Annotated in this window: 17 protein-coding genes; 4 read left to right on the top strand and 13 right to left on the bottom strand. The window is 46.5% G+C overall.

Annotated features, from left to right (window positions below):
• Window positions 1–3: 3 nt before the first annotated feature.
• A complete protein-coding gene (locus tag ACQ4MX_RS02730; protein WP_431089217.1) occupies window positions 4–1,497 on the bottom strand; it encodes a tagaturonate reductase in 1,494 nt (497 codons plus the stop codon).
• A gap of 272 nt (window positions 1,498–1,769) precedes the next feature.
• Between ACQ4MX_RS02730 and poxB the strand changes: the two genes are divergently transcribed.
• Window positions 1,770–3,494 (top strand): ubiquinone-dependent pyruvate dehydrogenase, encoded by a 1,725-nt coding sequence (gene poxB, locus ACQ4MX_RS02735; RefSeq protein WP_431089218.1) that lies wholly within the window; start codon window positions 1,770–1,772, stop codon window positions 3,492–3,494.
• 109 nt (window positions 3,495–3,603) lie between these two features.
• Here the strand turns inward: poxB and ACQ4MX_RS02740 are convergent, their stop codons facing one another.
• From ACQ4MX_RS02740 to uxaC, 3 genes are all read right to left on the bottom strand, one after another.
• Window positions 3,604–4,602 (bottom strand): LacI family DNA-binding transcriptional regulator, encoded by a 999-nt coding sequence (locus ACQ4MX_RS02740; RefSeq protein WP_192510453.1) that lies wholly within the window; start codon window positions 4,600–4,602, stop codon window positions 3,604–3,606.
• Between the two features lie 86 nt (window positions 4,603–4,688).
• Window positions 4,689–6,089 (bottom strand): MFS transporter, encoded by a 1,401-nt coding sequence (locus ACQ4MX_RS02745; RefSeq protein WP_431089220.1) that lies wholly within the window; start codon window positions 6,087–6,089, stop codon window positions 4,689–4,691.
• Between the two features lie 147 nt (window positions 6,090–6,236).
• Window positions 6,237–7,661 (bottom strand): glucuronate isomerase, encoded by a 1,425-nt coding sequence (uxaC, locus tag ACQ4MX_RS02750; protein ID WP_431089222.1) that lies wholly within the window; start codon window positions 7,659–7,661, stop codon window positions 6,237–6,239.
• Between the two features lie 618 nt (window positions 7,662–8,279).
• Here uxaC and alsS point away from each other — a divergent pair.
• Entirely contained in the window at window positions 8,280–9,977 is a 1,698-nt protein-coding gene (alsS, locus tag ACQ4MX_RS02755) for an acetolactate synthase AlsS (RefSeq protein WP_189338210.1), read from the top strand.
• 161 nt (window positions 9,978–10,138) lie between these two features.
• Entirely contained in the window at window positions 10,139–10,885 is a 747-nt protein-coding gene (gene budA / locus ACQ4MX_RS02760; protein ID WP_134909934.1) for an acetolactate decarboxylase, read from the top strand.
• 206 nt (window positions 10,886–11,091) lie between these two features.
• Here the strand turns inward: budA and ACQ4MX_RS02765 are convergent, their stop codons facing one another.
• From ACQ4MX_RS02765 to murI, 7 genes are all read right to left on the bottom strand, one after another.
• Window positions 11,092–11,577 carry a tetratricopeptide repeat protein gene (locus tag ACQ4MX_RS02765; protein WP_431089224.1) on the bottom strand — a complete coding sequence of 162 codons (486 nt, stop codon included), beginning with the start codon at window positions 11,575–11,577 and terminating at the stop codon, window positions 11,092–11,094.
• Between the two features lie 150 nt (window positions 11,578–11,727).
• Window positions 11,728–12,708 (bottom strand): S8 family peptidase, encoded by a 981-nt coding sequence (locus ACQ4MX_RS02770; RefSeq protein WP_431089226.1) that lies wholly within the window; start codon window positions 12,706–12,708, stop codon window positions 11,728–11,730.
• A 248-nt stretch (window positions 12,709–12,956) separates the two neighbouring features.
• Complete coding sequence (locus tag ACQ4MX_RS02775; RefSeq protein ID WP_431089228.1) at window positions 12,957–14,357, bottom strand: MATE family efflux transporter; 1,401 nt, start codon at window positions 14,355–14,357, stop codon at window positions 12,957–12,959.
• A 65-nt stretch (window positions 14,358–14,422) separates the two neighbouring features.
• A complete protein-coding gene (fosB, locus tag ACQ4MX_RS02780) occupies window positions 14,423–14,845 on the bottom strand; it encodes a metallothiol transferase FosB (RefSeq protein WP_431089230.1) in 423 nt (140 codons plus the stop codon).
• Window positions 14,846–14,859: 14 nt separating this feature from the next.
• A complete protein-coding gene (locus ACQ4MX_RS02785; protein ID WP_431089232.1) occupies window positions 14,860–15,150 on the bottom strand; it encodes a hypothetical protein in 291 nt (96 codons plus the stop codon).
• On the bottom strand, window positions 15,126–15,356 hold the full coding sequence (locus ACQ4MX_RS02790) for a hypothetical protein (RefSeq protein WP_431089234.1): 231 nt from the start codon (window positions 15,354–15,356) through the stop codon (window positions 15,126–15,128). Before ACQ4MX_RS02790 ends, ACQ4MX_RS02785 begins: the two co-directional genes overlap by 25 nt.
• Before the next feature lie 89 nt (window positions 15,357–15,445).
• On the bottom strand, window positions 15,446–16,249 hold the full coding sequence (gene murI / locus ACQ4MX_RS02795; RefSeq protein ID WP_134909943.1) for a glutamate racemase: 804 nt from the start codon (window positions 16,247–16,249) through the stop codon (window positions 15,446–15,448).
• A 275-nt stretch (window positions 16,250–16,524) separates the two neighbouring features.
• Between murI and ACQ4MX_RS02800 the strand changes: the two genes are divergently transcribed.
• Window positions 16,525–17,151, top strand: coding sequence for an FMN-dependent NADH-azoreductase (locus ACQ4MX_RS02800; protein ID WP_137062865.1), 627 nt, complete (start codon window positions 16,525–16,527; stop codon window positions 17,149–17,151).
• Between the two features lie 142 nt (window positions 17,152–17,293).
• Here the strand turns inward: ACQ4MX_RS02800 and ACQ4MX_RS02805 are convergent, their stop codons facing one another.
• Together ACQ4MX_RS02805 and ACQ4MX_RS02810 are read right to left on the bottom strand one after the other, a co-directional pair.
• Window positions 17,294–17,803 (bottom strand): hypothetical protein, encoded by a 510-nt coding sequence (locus tag ACQ4MX_RS02805; protein ID WP_431089236.1) that lies wholly within the window; start codon window positions 17,801–17,803, stop codon window positions 17,294–17,296.
• A 173-nt stretch (window positions 17,804–17,976) separates the two neighbouring features.
• Entirely contained in the window at window positions 17,977–18,132 is a 156-nt protein-coding gene (locus tag ACQ4MX_RS02810) for a hypothetical protein (RefSeq protein WP_170970838.1), read from the bottom strand.
• Window positions 18,133–18,599 lie beyond the last annotated feature (467 nt).

Genomic DNA, 18,599 nt, shown 5'->3' on the forward strand with positions numbered 1-18,599 from the left:
TGCTTATGCTCTGGGCACGCTGTTCCCGGTTAGAGAATCCAGCGTCTCCTTCATTCCCCTGCTTGTAATCTCATACACATGCTGTGCCGTCTGTTCAGCCAATCCTGCAATCTGGTTGAGGTCTTGCCCCCACCAGGTCTGCTTGCCCAGTATCTGCGCCGTTAGTTGCTTGGCTCCGGCAGGTGTTCCGTCATATCCGCTCCACAGCTCGCCAAACGCGGTCAACACTTCCGCTTCGTCTGCCAAAGCAATCGGCTCGCCGTCTCTCTTTCCACGGTAAAATACGAATAAAGACGCCAGCGAAAATACCGTTTTGGCAGGTAATGCCTTATGCTGCTCCACATATTGAAGCAGGGAAGGCAAATTACGTGTCTTAAACTTGGATATCGAATTGAGTGCAATGCTCATGACATAATGACTCACATACGGATTACGAAACCGTTCAACAACATCATCGGCGTATACATTCAATTCCGCTGCTGGCGAATCCAGCGTTGGAATGACTTCTTCTCGAATGAGTGACTGGATAAAAGCACCCACGACATCATGCTCGACCGCCTGCCCCACCGTATCCAAACCATATAGATAAGCGACAGGCGTAAGCGCCGTATGTGCCCCGTTCAAAATGCGCACCTTGCGTGTACGGTATGGTGCCATATCATCGACGATCAGTACGTTCAGTCCAGCCAGATGAGCAGGTAATTCTTCCTTGAGCCATTGTGGTCCTTCGATGACCCACAGGTGATACTGTTCACCGACAACGACCAGGCTGTCCTTGTAACCCAGCTCTGCTTGAATCTCTGTGATCCGGTCTTTGGGATAACCCGGCACAATCCGATCCACAAGGCTGTTGCAGAACGTATTCGCTTCCTCCAGCCAAGCTGTAAACTCAGCCCCAAGTTTCCACTGATCTGCATATTTCAACACAATTTCCTTGAGCGCATCTCCATTGCGGTCGATCAGCTCGCATGGGATGATAACCAGGCCCTTGCCTGGATCTCCATTGAAAAATTGAAAGCGCTTATACAGCAAAGCAGCCAGCTTACCTGGAAAGCTATTTTGCGGGCGATCTTCCAGCCGATCCTCCGGTCCGTAAGCGATTCCTGCCTCCGTCGTGTTCGATACGACAAAGCGCAGCTCCGGTTTTTGGGACAACGCCTCATATTCTGACCAATCTGAGCCGTACGGGTTAAGCCCGCGGGTGACGCATTCTACAACGGTATGCTCCTTCACGGCCTGCCCATCTTTCATCCCTTCGAGAATAACCGTGTACAGGCCATCCTGCTCATTAAGCTTCTCTACGAGACCTCCTGCCTGCGGCTGTACAATGACAACACCCGTATTCCAATCGGCCAGCTTATTCATTTTGTCAAATTGCCAATCTACAAAAGCACGCAGGAAATTCCCTTCCCCGAATTGCAGCACTCTTTCAGGATACGGTTCTGTCACGATAAAGCTTTTTCTGTTTAATTGGTCCAATTCATCTACTTGTTTCATCCGGAGTAACCTCCCATTATTACCTTAATGATTTCAACAACATTTTATCACAATGCACACGTTAACAAAATAGTTTTCTCAATATTTTTGGTTTTATAAATTATTAATGACAATAATATGAACACGTTAACATATAAACTATGCAACCTTTTTCGGATCTATGATTATCTTCCCGCTGTTTCGCATCTGAACCAAGACGGTTAAGGCTAATTAGAATAGATGCAAGATAGCACGGGCAGGATAACATTACTTACTAGGCAGGAGGAACATCTATGAAGACAATCGCAGATACTATTGTAGAAGTTTTAGTCAATGCAGGGGTCAAGCGAATTTATGGTATCGTTGGAGATTCTTTAAATAATATGGTCGATTCCATTCGAAGCAACGGTCAAATTGAATGGATTCATGTGCGGCACGAAGAAGTGGCTGCCTTTGCAGCCGGGGCAGATGCTGATCTTAGCGGCAGCATTGCAGTTTGCGCTGGCAGCAGTGGTCCCGGAAATCTGCATCTTATTAACGGATTATATGATTGTCACCGCAATCGGGTACCTGTACTCGCTATTGCGGCCCACATTCCAAGCGACGAAATTGGAAGCGAATATTTCCAGGCTACACATCCCGAGCATCTTTTCGGGGAATGCAGCCACTTCTGTGAAGTCATTACGACTCCACGACAAATTCCAAGAACCGTTACGATGGCTATACAACAGGCCGTTTCACGTTCAGGTGTCTCCGTCATTGTTCTTCCTGGGGATGTGGCAGCTTTAGCAGCGGAAAAGGCACCTATTCCCGAACATGTCTACCATCCCACTGCACCCGTGGTGCATCCGTCAGCTTCGGAAATTTCCCGGCTGGCCGAGTACCTGAATGAAGGTAAGCGAATCACTTTGTTATGCGGCTCCGGCTGTGCTAAATCCCATGAGTTGCTCATGCAATTGTGCGACAAGCTGAAATCCCCTATGGTCGCTGCCCTTCGAGGCAAGGAATACCTGGAGTATAACAATCCTTATTATGCAGGCTTGACAGGTCTGATCGGATATTCTTCCGGATACCATGCGATGATGGATTGTGACGTCTTGCTTATGCTCGGAACAGACTTTCCTTACAGACAGTTTTATCCCGAAAATGCAGTTGTGCTGCAAGTGGATATAGAGCCTGCCCACCTCGGCAGACGCACTCCTTTAACGTATGGGCTGTGCGGGGATGTAAAAGCAACACTCGAAATGCTGCTTCCTCTTTTAACGACAAAACATGATACCAAGCATTTGGAAAAAACCATCTCCCACTATACCAAGGTGCGTCAGGAACTGGATGAACTGGCGGTTGGTAAACCCGGTCATACACCGATCCATCCGCAATATCTCACCAAGGTAGTCAGTGATGCCGCACATGAAAATGCCATTTTCACCTGTGATGTGGGTACGCCTACCGTGTGGGCAGCACGTTATTTACAAATGAACGGCCAGCGCCGACTGATCGGCTCCTTCAATCACGGAACGATGGCAAGTGCATTGCCGCAAGCGATTGGGGCACAAGCCACTGAGCCTGACCGACAAGTGATTGCTCTCTCTGGCGATGGCGGATTGACGATGCTGATGGGCGATCTCCTCACCCTGAAACAGCAACAGTTACCTGTAAAAGTCATTGTTTTCAATAACGGCGCCCTCGGTTTTGTTGAGCTGGAAATGAAAGCAGCCGGTTTTCTGGAAAACGGCACCACGCTGGTGAATCCTGATTTTGGCGCAGTGGCGGAAGCTATGGGTCTCAAGGGAATTCGAGTCGAAGATCCGGCGATGCTGGAGGACGCGATTCAACAAGCATTGGCTCACGATGGTCCTGTGGTGGTGGATGTGGTGGTAAACCGTCAGGAGCTATCCATGCCACCCAAGATTAATCTCAAACAGGCTGAAGGTTTTACACTGTGGATGATGAAAGCTGTGCTGAACGGGCGCGGTGACGAAATTATTGAACTGGCGAAAACCAATCTTTTAAGATAGAAAGCCGCCGCACTCGCACAGATTTGAATACCAAAGGGCAAGAACAGCGCGTCATGCACTGAACCTGCCCTTTTTGGCCTGCCTTTTTCCAATAAAATCAAGCTTAACGCTACCTGTCTGCCGTCGATTTCCGCTTCATGAGCGCAGTTTCCATAAATATGAGCTCGCCCTCGTTCGACGGTGACTGAATTCGTTCCAAAATACATGCGGCTCCACGCGCGCTAATCTGCTCAATCGGTCTTTTGACCGTCGTTAACGGCGGGGTCGTATACATCGAAAAGCCGATATCGTCAAAGCCAATGACAGAGATATCATCCGGTACTTTTAGGCCATGCTCGAATACCGCGTTTATCGCCCCGATAGCCATGTCATCGTTAGAACAAAACACCGCCGTCGGCGGTTCCTCCAGGGAAAGCAACTGCTTCATCGCCTGGCTTCCGCTTTCGGTGTCATAATGACCATGCACGATGTATTCGTGCCGAATCGGCTTGCCGCTGTCAATCAGCGCATTCATAAAACCTTCGCGCCGTTGCTGGGTGGACTTAAAGCCTTCTACCCCTTCAATGATCGCGATGCGTTCATGTCCGCTTTCAATGAGAAAGGAAACGGCCGCGTAAGACCCTTCCTTATCGTTGGAAATGACATTCACTATACCTGCCCCGGACACCTGTCGATTCAGTACCACAAGCGGAATACCCTGACCGAGCACATGATAAATAAACGGGTTGTCTGCCTCGCTCTGACTCATCAGGATAATGCCGTCAAAACGCTTGCGGTGAATGGCCGAAAAATCGGCGTAATCGTCAATCCCTCGCACAAACAGATTGTAATCCACCCCGATGACATGATTAACCCCGCGGATAGTATCCGCAAAAAAGCTGGAGCTAGTGCCTTCCGAAATACTGGTGAAAAACAGGCCAATTGTATGCGAGCGCTGGAGAACAAGGCTTTTGGCGTTAAAATTCGGAATGTAATTGAGTTGCTCCGCCAGCTCCATAATTTTGCGTTTAGTATCTTCTTTGATCAGCGGGCTGTTGTTGAGCGCCCGGGAGACGGTCGTATGGGAAACATTCGCCAATTTGGCAATGTCTTTAATGGTAGCTGCCATATACGTATCCTTTCTTTACTGAGGCTCTAAAAAATTATATACCCACCATACCACAAGAGCCGCCCGGAAAAGAAGACTTTCACAAATTATACGCGGTTATCAGCATGTCGACGCTGTAGCTCTTGAACCATTTCTGCGTGTCTGCTGTCTGTCAACTTGTACATTTTACCGATTACCAGCATGGCAATGAGCAGGGCAACAGCCGGATAGAGACACAGCAGCGCCTTGATTCCGAGCAGCGTTCCAGAGGTTTGAACTACATTCGGGACATATCCGATAAACGCCAGCCCGATACCGGACAGAAAGCCGGACAAGGATTGAGCCAATTTGCGTGAAAAGTTAAACAGTGAGTAGGTAATCCCTTCCTTCCGCTCCCCGGATGACCATTCGCCGTAGTCAATGATATCGGAGACAAAGGCCCAGGTAACCCCGTTAGGAATACTAATACCAATGAACGAAATACTGGCCAGAATGGTGAAAATATATACATTTGAAGGCATAAAGAAGTTCATGGAGTCGGCAATGACACTGACCAGCATCCCAAGCATGGCTGTTTTTCGTTTACCGAAGCGCCGCACCAGCTTGGGCAGGAACAATACACCCAGCAACGATGAACCGATTATAATAAAATTCATATAAGCCATTAATTCTACATGTCCCAAATTATATTCGGCAAAATAGATCAGTAACGCGGACTTGATATTGTACGCGGATATGGTGAAAATCGTCATCAACACGAGTACCAGCAGAGGCTTATTGGTCGTAAAGGTATGCACGATCACACCAAAAGAAAGTTTTTCCTTCGGTCCCGACTGACTGACAATACGCTCCTTCGTTCCCCGATAGCATACGATGAAAGCGATCACACCAATGAGTGACATGATCCCCATCACGACTGGATATCCAACATGATGGTTAGGAAACAGTAAAATAAGCGGCATGACAATGACACTGGTTACGAATAATGCGCCCAGTGAGCCTGCCTGACGGAAGGATGATAGTGATGCCCGTTGAATAGTATCCTGTGTAATAGCCGCCCCTAGTGAGCCATATGGAATATTCACTATGGAGTAACCGACTCCCCAGATCATATAGGACGCATAGGCATAAATGAGCTTGCCTGTTGGTGAAATGTTCGGTGAAATAAAGGTAAGAACCGTAAGAATAGCAAGGATAACGCTTCCAACAATGAGAAAGGGTCTGAATTTCCCACGCGGACCGATATGTTTGCGATAATCCACAAAGGACCCGACAATAGGATCACAAATGGCGGCAAACAGCTTGCTGACCAGAAAAATGCCTGCGGCTGCTCCCGCTGAAACACCTGCTACATCCGTAAAGAATTTCAACAGGTACAACTGCCCCAAATCAAACATAAAGCCGTTTCCAAAGTCACCCATACCGTAAGAAATCTTTTCTTTCAGGCTGATATGCTCACCTGTCTTGTTGTCAGTTTGGATGCTCTCCTGAACGATAGGCACTCCCATAGCTGCTCACTCCTCTATCTTTGTAATTATTTTCACATTCTTGTTTGATACGTATTCTGTTTTCAATCCCCCTTACCCGGAGCTTGAATTGCCTCCCGGCAAGGGCATCTATTGAAATGTGAATTTACAAGTTCCTCTTGTACATCATCACTTGCTGTGAACAACCGTCGGGAAATTAAAATATTGCTTCGCATTATTGTAGCTAATGTTTTGTACCATTTCTCCGAGCAGCTCCATATCCTCAGGTGCCTTGCCCTCCTGTACCCATGTTCCGATCAAATCACAGAGTATCCGCCGGAAATATTCGTGCCGTGTATAGGACAGGAAGCTGCGGGAATCCGTCAGCATACCAATGAAGCGGGACAGCACGCCATAGTTTGCGAGCAGCTTCAATTGCTCCAGCATGCCTTCGATATGGTCGTTATACCACCAAGCGGTACCAAACTGGATTTTACCAGGTGTTCCACCAGACTGGAAACCGCCTGCAAGACTTGCCAGCACCGGATAATCAACTGAGTTGAGTGAATACAAAATTGTTCGCGGCAGACCTCCTGCCAGCTCCTGTGCATCCAGCAATGCCGCCAGCGGACGAGCGATGGAGCCGTCATTCACTGCATCATAGCCTGTATCCGGTCCCAAGCTGCGGAACATGGCTGTGTTATTGTTACGCAGTGCGTGAATATGGTACTGCATAGCCCAGCCATGCTCTGCATACTGTTTCCCAAGGAATACCAGGACGTACGATTTGTATTTCGCCTCTTCTAATGGAGTCACATGGCCTTCCTCCAGCGCCTTGTTGTATATCGCTGCCGCTTCCTCACGTGTTGTTTCTTCATAAACGACCGTATCCAGTGCATGATCGGACACCCGCCCTCCAGCAGCATGGAAGTGACGGACCCGGCTCGCCAGCGCGTTCAAAAATCCTTCCAGACCGGAAACATCCAGTCCGCTCACTTCACCCAATCGAGCCACCCAAGGCTGGAATGTTTCACGGTTAATTTCCAGTGCTTTGTCAGGGCGGAAGCTTGGCAGTACAGCTACTGGAAAATCCGTCAGCTTGCTAATTTGCTTATGATACTCGAGATGGTCCGTCGGATCATCGGTAGTGCACACAACGGTTACCTTTGAATTCACAATCAGATCACGTGCCCCAAAGCCCTTGCCTTGCAGCTTTTGGTTCACCTTTTCCCAAATCACAGGCGCATTCTGTTCGTTCAGCAGCTCATGGACACCAAAAAAGCGCTGAAGCTCCAAATGCGTCCAATGATACAGCGGGTTGCCAATCAGTGTAGGTACGGTTTTGGCCCAAGCCAAAAATTTGTCATAGTCTTCCGCATCTCCGGTAATCAGGCGTTCCTCAACTCCATTGGCCCGCATGAGTCTCCACTTGTAATGATCTCCGTACAGCCATGCTTCTGTAATGTTTTTGAACGTTTTATTTTCGTAAATCTCCTGTGGACTTAAATGACAATGATAGTCGATAATCGGTAAATCCTTGGCATACTGATGATACAAAGTTTCAGCGGTTGGATTGCTCAACAAAAAATTGTCGTCCAAAAATGCTTTGGTCATGGCTTATTCGTCCCTTCTTTAATCATGTTTCTGAATAATTGTTAACGTGAACAAAAAAAAAGAATTCGATCTTGCTGCTATTCAGTAATAGCATTCTATAACGCATAGCAGGTTACCTACTTATATCAAATGATACCGCTATAATACGATACCTGCATGTCGAATCACCCTTGATTACTTCTCCTTAAATTTAATGTTTACGTTAACAACAATTACATTGTAACCGCTATCCTTTGCAGAGGAAAGTGATTTTTATCATGTGGAGGAACAAAAAAAACAGACCTGCCACAACCTCTGCAGATCTGTTTTCTTCGTCCGGCTTTATTTCAGACTATATGAAACGTTTCAACTTACACTCCCTCTTCCCCTTCATCTTGTCATTTTCATTAAAATGACCCTCACTTATTTTTGGGCATGGAGCGTTGTTTGAAAATTCTTTATTCCCAAATCTCCGCACTTTTATTTTCCCTCTTAAACCGCGCTTTGAAAACGTTTTTATATATTTTTGCTCTTTTTCAGAAAATTTTGCTCTTGAAAGTACCAGTTATTGTATTATAATTGTCATATACAACCAATGTTTTACATTGAAAGTATTTCATAACCATATCCAATGAAGAGGTGATCGCGTTGAGCACAAAAGTGCAAACTATCCATGCTAAAACCGGTACGAAAGGAGCTGACCTCGTTGTTGATTGCTTGATAAAACAAGGTGTAACGCATATTTTTGGTATTCCAGGTGCCAAGATTGACTCGGTTTTCGATGTCCTTCAAGAGCGCGGCCCGGAACTGATCCTATGCCGTCACGAGCAAAATGCCGCCTTTATGGCAGCCGCTGTCGGTCGCCTAACTGGTAAACCGGGCGTATGTCTCGTCACCTCCGGTCCCGGTGCGTCGAATTTGGCTACAGGACTTGTCACCGCTAATGCGGAAAGTGATCCTGTTGTCGCTCTCGCTGGCGCAGTTCCAAGATCCGAGCGTTTGAAACGCACTCACCAATCGATGGATAACGCCGGGTTATTCGAGCCTATCACCAAATACAGTGTGGAAGTAGAGCATCCCGATAGTATACCAGAAGCCATTACCAACGCATTTCGGATTGCGACCTCAGCACAGCCTGGAGCAACCTTCGTCAGTCTACCTCAGGACGTGTTGACTTCGTCATCCGAAGTGACCGCCATTGAGAAGCTGTCCCTCCCACAGCTTGGAACTGCACCAGCCGGACTTATCAAACAAGTAGCAGACCAAATCAGCCAAGCCAAGCTGCCTGTTCTTTTGCTTGGTATGAAAGCGAGCACTCCCGAAGCTACAGCATCTATTCGCGCACTCATTCAGAACACGGATTTGCCTGTCGTCGAAACTTTCCAGGCTGCCGGAGCCATTTCCCGCGAATTGGAGGATCATTATTTTGGCCGAGTCGGTCTGTTCCACAATCAGCCGGGTGACATGCTCCTTGGAGCCGCTGATCTGGTGCTGACTATCGGCTATGACCCCATTGAATACGATCCGAAAAACTGGAACATTCCTGCAAACCGGACCCTCATTCATCTCGATGATCATCAGGCGGATATTGACCATGATTATCAACCGGATTACGAACTGATCGGCAATATAGCCCTGATCGTGCGCAGTCTCGCAGAAGAATTGCCTACAGTAAAGCTGTCTGAAGCCTCATGCGCCCAATTGAATCGTCTTCGTCACGAGCTGAACGAGCAAGCCGCCGTTCCTGTTCGCAAGCACAACTATCTGATTCATCCATTACAATTCATTCGTACGCTGCGCAGCCTGATTGATGATAACGTCACGGTCACCTGCGATGTGGGTTCACACTACATTTGGATGGCCCGGTATTTCCGCTCCTATGAGCCGCGTCGCCTTCTGTTCAGTAACGGAATGCAGACGCTCGGTGTAGCTCTTCCCTGGGGCATTGCTGCCACACTAGTCAATCCCGGTCAAAAAGTCGTTTCCATTTCTGGCGACGGAGGATTTCTTTTCTCATCCATGGAGCTTGAAACTGCCGTACGTCTCAACTCCCCACTTGTGCATATTGTATGGAGAGACGGTACCTACGACATGGTCGCTTTTCAGCAACAGATTAAATACGGCAGAACGTCCGGCGTAGAATTCGGAGATGTGGATGTCGTGAAATATGCCGAAAGCTTCGGGGCAACCGGATTGCGCGTGTATTCCCCTGAAGAACTGGAAAGCGTATTGCAACAGGCATTACATACCGATGGCCCCGTGGTCGTCGATATTCCGATTGATTATCAGGATAATATCCAGTTGGGACGTAAACTGCTGCCCAATCAGTTAAACTGACTTCACAGTTGCCCAATCGTGACGGCTTCGTGACAATGAATGGAGTTTAACGTTTTTTTATGAGTTTTTTGGGTTATCCATGTTATTTACTGAAATTTTACGTTTATTATTGAAAAAGAAAGAAAATAAATGTATCCAATCACAAAAGGAAGTGTATTGCCATGACCGTTGCAGAACTGGAAACAAAGCAAGAAGCTGATCATGATATTTACCAAACGTCCACCATGCTCGCTTTATTGGATGGTCTTTATGACGGAGTCGTTTCCTTCAAGGAACTGCAAAAGCACGGGGATTTCGGGATCGGTACCTTTGATCAACTGAATGGAGAGATGATTGCGTTCGATGGTGAGTTTTATCACTTGCTTCCAGACGGTACGGCCCATCGTGTAAAACCGGAAGAGACAACTCCCTTTTCCACAGTCACCTTTTTCCGTGAAGATTTCACATATACTATTGATCGTCCCATGCATCGTGAAGAGCTGGAAGCCCTGCTGCTAAAGCTGTTTCCAAGCCGTAATCTGTTCTACGCCTTCCGTATGGATGGCACTTTTCGTGAAGTGAAGACACGTACCGTGCCTCACCAAGTGAAACCTTACAAACCTTTTATCGAAGCGACCAAATCACAGCCCACCTTCTCTTTTAACGACGCTTCCGGCGTGATTACCGGGTTTTGGACACCTGCATATGCTCAAGGAATTGGAGTGGCCGGGTTCCATTTGCATTTTATTAACGACGAGCGTACCGGAGGCGGGCATGTCTTTGATTTTGTTGTCGACAAGTGCACAATTCGTGTTTGTCAAAAATCCAATCTGCACCTCGTCCTACCCGAAACACCAGATTATTTGACCGCCAATCTGTCCAGAGAAAATCTGGAGAAAGAAATCGCCATTACTGAAGGTGCGCAATAATCACAGGGCATGACTCAACAAGGTACAGTCTATATAAATTGAACTGGAGATGTACATGACGCGCCACTCCGCCAACCCCAAGTAAAAACCAAAGATCGCAGCCCGGAAGAGATACTTGATGCTCTCCGGCTACGATCTTTTTTAGTATGCACTTCCGAATAAATGCGCGATAATGATTATCTATTGTTTTTCTCATCATTTCATACTTACGTCTCAATCTGATCCAGCTTATCTGCATAATATTGAATCGCGTGTGAGTACGCTTGTGTTGGTGAGTCCGAGGTCGTTTCAGCCAGCTCCGTTAACAGGCCCTGCATGGCCTTCCCATGTTCTCCAAGATTGTATAACACCATCGCATAAAATACGCGAAACGGCCTGTAATCCGAAAACTCGTTCATGCCTGTTTCCAGCCACGCTTTCGCCTTGTCATACTCTCCCAATACACGGTACGTGCTGCCTAATCCCAGGATCGACCCTTTCCTCGATTCTGCCGATAACGCCATACCCAGACCTTTTTCGTAAAAGGATACTGCTTCCCTCTCCAATCCTAATGCATCATGTGTCCAAGCCGTCTGATACCACAGCTCAGCATCATTCTGCTCCTGCTCCAATGCCTTCAATAACAGCTTCCGCGCTTCCTCCGCCTGCCCTGTGCGCCTTAGCTCGCTGGCTTTTGCAATAATATCGTTCATATCAGTTCCTCCGCTTATAATCCATCCCATATCTTTGAGATACATCTTACCCGACATTTGAACACGCTGTAAATAAGGTTTATCTAATTCTGAAACACAAAAAAAGCAGCTCCCCCTTCAGGAGAACCGCTATATAACCGCAGTTACGGCTTATTTAACATGTAATGATCCTGTCCTCAATATCCCTGCCACACGCTGAGTGTCGAAAATACGGGAAAGCTCCTCAACCGCCGTCAAGTACAACAGACCGTTGCCTTCCCGCTTAGCAGAATGGCCGAGTGGAATGGTGCGCTTGATCAGTTGGGCGTATAGCTCCGGCTCGGTGAGATTCCGTTCAAAGCTCGCGTTCGCCAACTGCTTAATCAGCGCCAAAGCCCCAGCTACATGCGGGGTAGCCATTGAAGTACCGCTGAAGGTCGCATATTTGCCGCCCGGAACAGTAGACAAAATATCTTCCCCCGGCGCAACCAAATCTACCTCATTATTGGAGTTGCTGAAATCGGAAGCATGTCTGTCAAAGTTCACAGCACCTACACTGATCACCTCATTATAGCAGCCGGGATATCCCAGCTCGTCCGTTCTGTCGTCACCGTCTCCTTCATTACCTGCTGCGCAGACGACCAAAATTTGACTTGCCACTGCCTTCTGCACCGCTTCATGCAGCTCAGCCACATCCTCGGGACCACCAAGCGACATTGAAATGATGTCTGCCTTTTGTTCAATCGCATAATGAATTCCCTGAATGATCCAGTCGTATTGACCGGAGCCTTGCTTGTTCAGCACCTTGATAATGAGCAAATCCGCCTCCGGGGCGACACCCACCACACCATCCTCATTTTCTGCTGCCGCGATTGTGCCTGCTACATGCGTACCGTGACCGTTGTAATCCGTGAAAATATTCGGATCACTGTCATCATCATCTGTGAAGTTCCGGCCACCAATAATGCGTTCCTTCAAATCAGGATGGTCCGCATCACAGCCCGTATCCAGCACAGCCACCTTCACTCCCTGGCCTCGGGTTCGATGCCACACCGCAGGGGCCTGAATCAGCTCCACACCTCGCGGTATTTCATTCACCTGTTGCTCCTGCTTGATCACTTGGTAAGGAATGATATGCACTTTACGTTCCATCCTATTCCCTCCTTCATGGATTCAATCGGAAACCATCCGTCTTTGAAACTTTCAAAAACCAAAACTTTCAAAACCGAAACTTAGAAAACCTCTACTGAAACTCTCTTTCGAGGTTACTATATTCTAGCAATTTTTGAAAAGTTTGAACATCCCCCTTTTGCTTATTTTTGTAAAAAAAATAGACATCCCCCCATATCCATGGAGAATGCCTATGTATAGAGATGCCTGAGAAACTACAACTTCAAGCGTCAGCCTGACAACGAATCCGCTTGAAGTTCAGCCTTGGACAATAGTGACTTGTGCTGCCACTTCCGACCTTTCCAGCGCAGGTAGTGGAAAATGCCTCGTACCCACTCATCGCAGGCATGCGCAATCCACACCCCAAGCACACCATATCCCAGATGAATACCCAGCACATATGCCAATGGAATTTTGATCCCCCACATCGAGATGATCGCCATCATCAACGGAAACTGTACATCCCCTGCTGCCCGCAAGGAGTTAATGACGACGTGATTGAACACACGGCCCGGCTCCAGCAATATACAGAACAGCAAAATCGCTGCTCCCAGTTGAATAATCGCCGGCTCATCCGTAAAGATCGCCATCACTTCATACCGGAAAAAGGATACCACCACGATCACCGCAATCGTAATGACCAGTGACCATTTCAGGCTGCGCAGTAGTTGGTGATACGCCTTTTCCTTATCTCCTGCACCTATCAGGCGAGCAACAATAATTTCCGTCCCCTCACCCACTGCCATTCCGAACACCATAAAAAAGTACACAATCGTATTCGTATAAAAATGAGTAGCAATCGCCGTTGTCCCCATGAAGCTGACAAACCGGGTCACCATCATTTGGCTGAGTTGATAAGACAACCATTCCAGTCCAGCCGGAATGCCGATTTTCAGGATGGCCACCAGCTTGCTCCATTGAAGCTGTACATAATACTTGATACGGATCGGCGCACTTACACGTTTGTATAACAGAATAAAAATCCAGACACAGGCTACAACACGACTAATCACCGTTGAAATCGCTGCTCCTGCCACACCCATTTGCGGCAGACCCAACCAGCCGTAAATCAGCAGCGCATTCCCCACAATATGCAAAATGTTCATACCAATGCCCACGATCATCGTGTCTTTGGTAAAACCATGAGAACGAATAACCGGACCTGCGGTTAGCATTAGCGCTTCCAGAAACAGCGAGCCCCCTGCCAGCATCATATAGATCTCGGCATTTTCCTTAATCGTCGGGGTAATATGGTAAAAGGACAGCAGCAAATCCCGACTCACGATAAACATCAAACTCAGCGCCAGACCAAATACCAGATTAAAGGTCAGAACCGAAGCCGTAACACGGCTCGCATCCACATGCTTTTGTGCACCCAATAGTTGAGCGATGATGACACCGACTCCAAGACCAAGCAGATTGAACAAAATAATCGTAAATTCAATCAACTGTCTCGACACACCTACAGCCGACACAACCTCGTCCGACACATGACTCAGCATGAATGTATCCACACTGCCCATCAAAATATGAAACAGCATTTCTATAAAGATCGGCCAAGTGATTGCAAAAACTGTCATCGTTCTCACGACTTGTGCTTGCTTGGAGCCGCTTTCCTGCGAAAGTGACATACTTCTGTATTCCTCCCAGATGAGAACCCTGTATATACTCAGACATTATTATGGATACCGCTTACTCAATCATAAAAAGTCATGTGCTTTTTCTCATTTTTATAATATTCCAGGCGATCCTGCAATTGTCCTGTGTGGAATTCAAACTTATGTCCGTCCGGATCTGTAAAATAGACTGACCTTTTGTCCTGTTCATTCCGCTCTCGTCCGGGCAAAATTGTGACATTGAAAGCTCTCAGCTTGTTAAGCATATCCTCAAAATCCGCTTCCGCTACCGAAAATGCAATATGCGAATAGGAATGATGAATTTCATTTCTCGGGATATTCTCCTCCACATTGAGAGCCAGCCACATGCCCAGGCAGTCCAGATAAGCCAACTTACGTCCTTTGACGAGCAGCTTTCCATCTAATACATTTTGATAAAAATGTACCGACTTCTCCAAATCTGACACTGAAAAGCAAATATGATTCCATCCTTGTATACTCATATTCCCTATTCCTTTCAGCGAACCCTGTTCAGCCAATAAGTCCACGCTTCTGTATATTGATCGAGATTTTCTGGATGATGCCGAATGCAGGTAGCTATTCGATAATATAATCCCTGTAGCACCTCCGTGTTCAGCTCGTAACTCCCTGTCATTCCTGGCTCAAGCTTCTCTACCGCTGGCAAAATCGTATCGACAGTCAGCATGTCCGGTGAAGAGCAAAAGGCGTATATCAGATCATATAACGGTTCTCCTACCACCGGATCAGGATCAATAATGCCCGTTAAAGTGCCATTTTCGGCAAACACGAAATCTGTGAATAGGTATGTAAAAATTCCGCTTCCGCTTCTACAATAACCGGATCATTCTGTTTGATCACATATCGTGGCTTGGCTCCGTCCATGACGGCAATCACTTCGCTTGAAGTTCCTCCAGTCAAGGGCTTGAATTCTTGCATATGACCTTCAAGTACACCTACTTCATGAAGCTCCTTTAGGATCAGTTGAACGTCCATCAAAAGGCCCCTCCATGTCTTTAATCTGCTACGCGACTGGCGCTGGAATTCATCGCTTTGACTCAATCCGTTCGCCAGCCGCATCTACTTTAAAAAGAAATCTTCTCATGCTCCGCATAAATTTCAAGCGCACGCTCCATTTTATGGACATAGTCCGCATCCTGACTGGTACACAGGAACGTAATGTGTCCCTCCTGCGATTGACCTGCTTTTGCCGGAGATGCCAGCAAATTGCGATCAGACAACACCTGTTTTAGCCGTCTGACTGTTCCCTGACTTCCGTCGATTAGCTGAATATGGGAAGGAAGCAGCCCCTTCAAGATCTCTTTATAAAAAGGATAGTGGGTACATCCCAAAACGACCGTACCGTATAAGTCCAGATCGAACGCAGCCAGCTTACAGTTAAAATATTCGGCCATTTCTGTCCGGTCAAAATTTAACTGCTCACAATAATGCACCAGCTCAGGCAAAGGCAACGAATCCACACTTCCATGATCATCAACTCTGGACACCAGTGCTGCATAACCGGATTGCTTTAATGTCAACGGCGTGGCTAACACCAGCACTCTTTTACCATTCGCTCGATTCATCTCTACCGCAGGCTTCACGGCCGGCTCCATGCCAATGATCGGAATCTGGTATTCGTTTCTCAGCTCCGCAACCGCGATACTCGTGGCTGTATTGCAGGCAATGACCAGCGCTTTAACGTCCTCTTTTAAAATAGTTTGTACCGAAGCCTTGACGTATCCGCATACCTCTTGCGGTGTTTTCGTCCCGTAAGGAACATGAAGCGTATCCGCCAAGTATACAAAATTTTCGTTTGGCAGCCGTCTTAACGCCTCAGATAATACCGTAATTCCACCCAATCCTGAATCAAAAAAACCAATCTTCAAGCTACTCACCTTTTTTCGTTCATCTGTTGTACCTATTCTGCTGACTACATGGTAATTTCATTTTCCGCCTATTGAATCCATTCTTCTAATCGGCTCATATTTAAATTTTACCGCAAAACAGATATTTTGCAAAAGAAACACATAAATTTTACAGTGTAAAAAATAAAGTAGCTTTTCAAAGTAAATTTAATATAGAAGTGTTGACAGATATTATCTTTATATTGTAATATTACGAGGTAACTTACTTACTGAACTTACTTAGGGGGAAATAAATCATGTCTAAAGTATTATTTGTCAAAGCTAATGATCGTACAGCCGAAGAATCCGCAACCGTTAAATTGTATAACGCCTTCGTGGAAAGCTACAAAGCTTCCCATCCATCCGATGAAATCACTGAACTGGACCTGTTCTCCGTCGAGCTTCCTTATTTGAACGCCAACATGATTAACGGCACGTTCAAATCCGCTAGAGGCTTGGAGCTGAACGCTGAAGAAGCTCGTCTGGCGGGCGTAGCTAACGGCTACCTTGATCAATTCCTGGCAGCAGACAAAGTCGTATTCGCTTTCCCGCTTTGGAACATGACGATTCCAGCTGTCCTGCATACGTACATTGACTACTTGAACCAAGCTGGTAAAACATTCAAATACACTGCTGAGGGTCCAGTTGGTCTCGTAACTGAAACTAAAGTAGCCCTGTTGAATGCAAGAGGCGGCGTATACTCCGAAGGCCCTGCTGCTGCTGCCGAAATGTCTTTGAACTTCATGAGTAACATCTTATCCTTCTTCGGTGTGAAAGACATCGTGAAGGTTGTACTGGAAGGACATAACCAAGCTCCAGATCAAGCACAAGCCATTGTTGAAGCTGCTGTACAAAGTGCAACAGAAGCTGCAAAATCCTTCTAAATCCATATATATGAACAAAAGAGGATATCCGCCCCTATTTGGGATGGATATCCTCTTTTTTGTTATAGCGTATGAAAAAACACGTGCTTCCCTGATATGAATCAAGTGAAAAGCACGTGTTTGTTATGCAATACCTTGTATGTTAAGGAATGAACTGCTGCACGATTTTAACGACCTTACCGTCACGCAACGTCACATGGTATGGAAATTGGCTGAGATCCAGTACATCTTTTTTGGCAAAATCTTTTTCAAACTGTGCCAGAGGGATCGATTCGTTCCATTTCACATCTGTATCTTCTATATGACCTGTATGATCGTAAATTTGCACCTCTACCGAAGCATCTGGCGCAACCTGGTACACGTCATTTTGCACGGAATTATTCACGATATAGTAGCCATCCGGTGCTCCGTCCAACCCTGTGTTTCCTTCATGCTCCAAAAATGCCTTATCTGCTGCCGCACCTTCATACCATTCAATCGGGTCAGCCGACAAATAGATTTGTCCGTTACGGATCTCCATTTGGTTTATATAAACGGTCTCCTGATTTTCAGCAGGTGCTACTGGCGTGTAGCCTTGTGCTGTCGCCCCTGCCGTCGTAATCAGCATCATCATTAAAGCCAATACGGTCCATTTCGAAGCTAGTTTCATCATGTCTGATCTCTCCTTACCGTTAGGGTATGTACACGGTGTCTGTAAGCTTCATTACCCTTATGCACTTACTATAAACGTTGTAAGGTTAAAAAGTGTATCAGATACGTAAAAAGAAGTTACGATTTTTTAAGACTTGGTCTTAAAACTTGCTTACATATCCTATTTACGCCTCACTATTTGATCAATCCGACCTGACGTGCCTGTTCTTCGGTGAGAATAAACTCTTCATTTTGCCATACCTCGTCCTCTTTGGTTACAGCGAACATTCCCATAATCTCTGTCCAGATTCCTTTGTCGGCGGCTTCCTTTTGCGTAATAATAATTTTCATATCGGTTCCTCCTCCTTGTGTAAAATGGATGTAATTCATGACTGCTGGTCTGTGTGGCGCACTGCTCGAACACATGGTTTCTCTGATGGCTGTAGCGCTATCGCTTCTCCGAAATCCATCTGCCCGCTCCGTTACTCAGCTTATCTCTGCCACACTATGAGCAGACTGCCTGTTGCTTCTCCAAAAACGGTGTACCTTTGTTTAAAAAGCTTCTAACACTATGATGAATTTGCAATGCTTGTCGTAGATTCGCTCGAAGGATTCTAGTCCCGCTTATAACATATGTACCCTTTTCCTGCCAAGATTATTCGTTTCTTATTTGTAACTTGTAACTTTAAAATTTGTATATGTGGCTTGTTAAGTATTTTCAAAAGATATATGATTTACGTGTGATTGTGTTTAGCTAGTGCTTTTGACCCATTCTAGAGGAAATTCATCAACTTTCAGAACTGAACCATTAAAAAACA

Origin of the sequence: Paenibacillus sp. 8b26, assembly GCF_050626875.1 — a bacterium.
Classification (GTDB): domain Bacteria; phylum Bacillota; class Bacilli; order Paenibacillales; family Paenibacillaceae; genus Paenibacillus.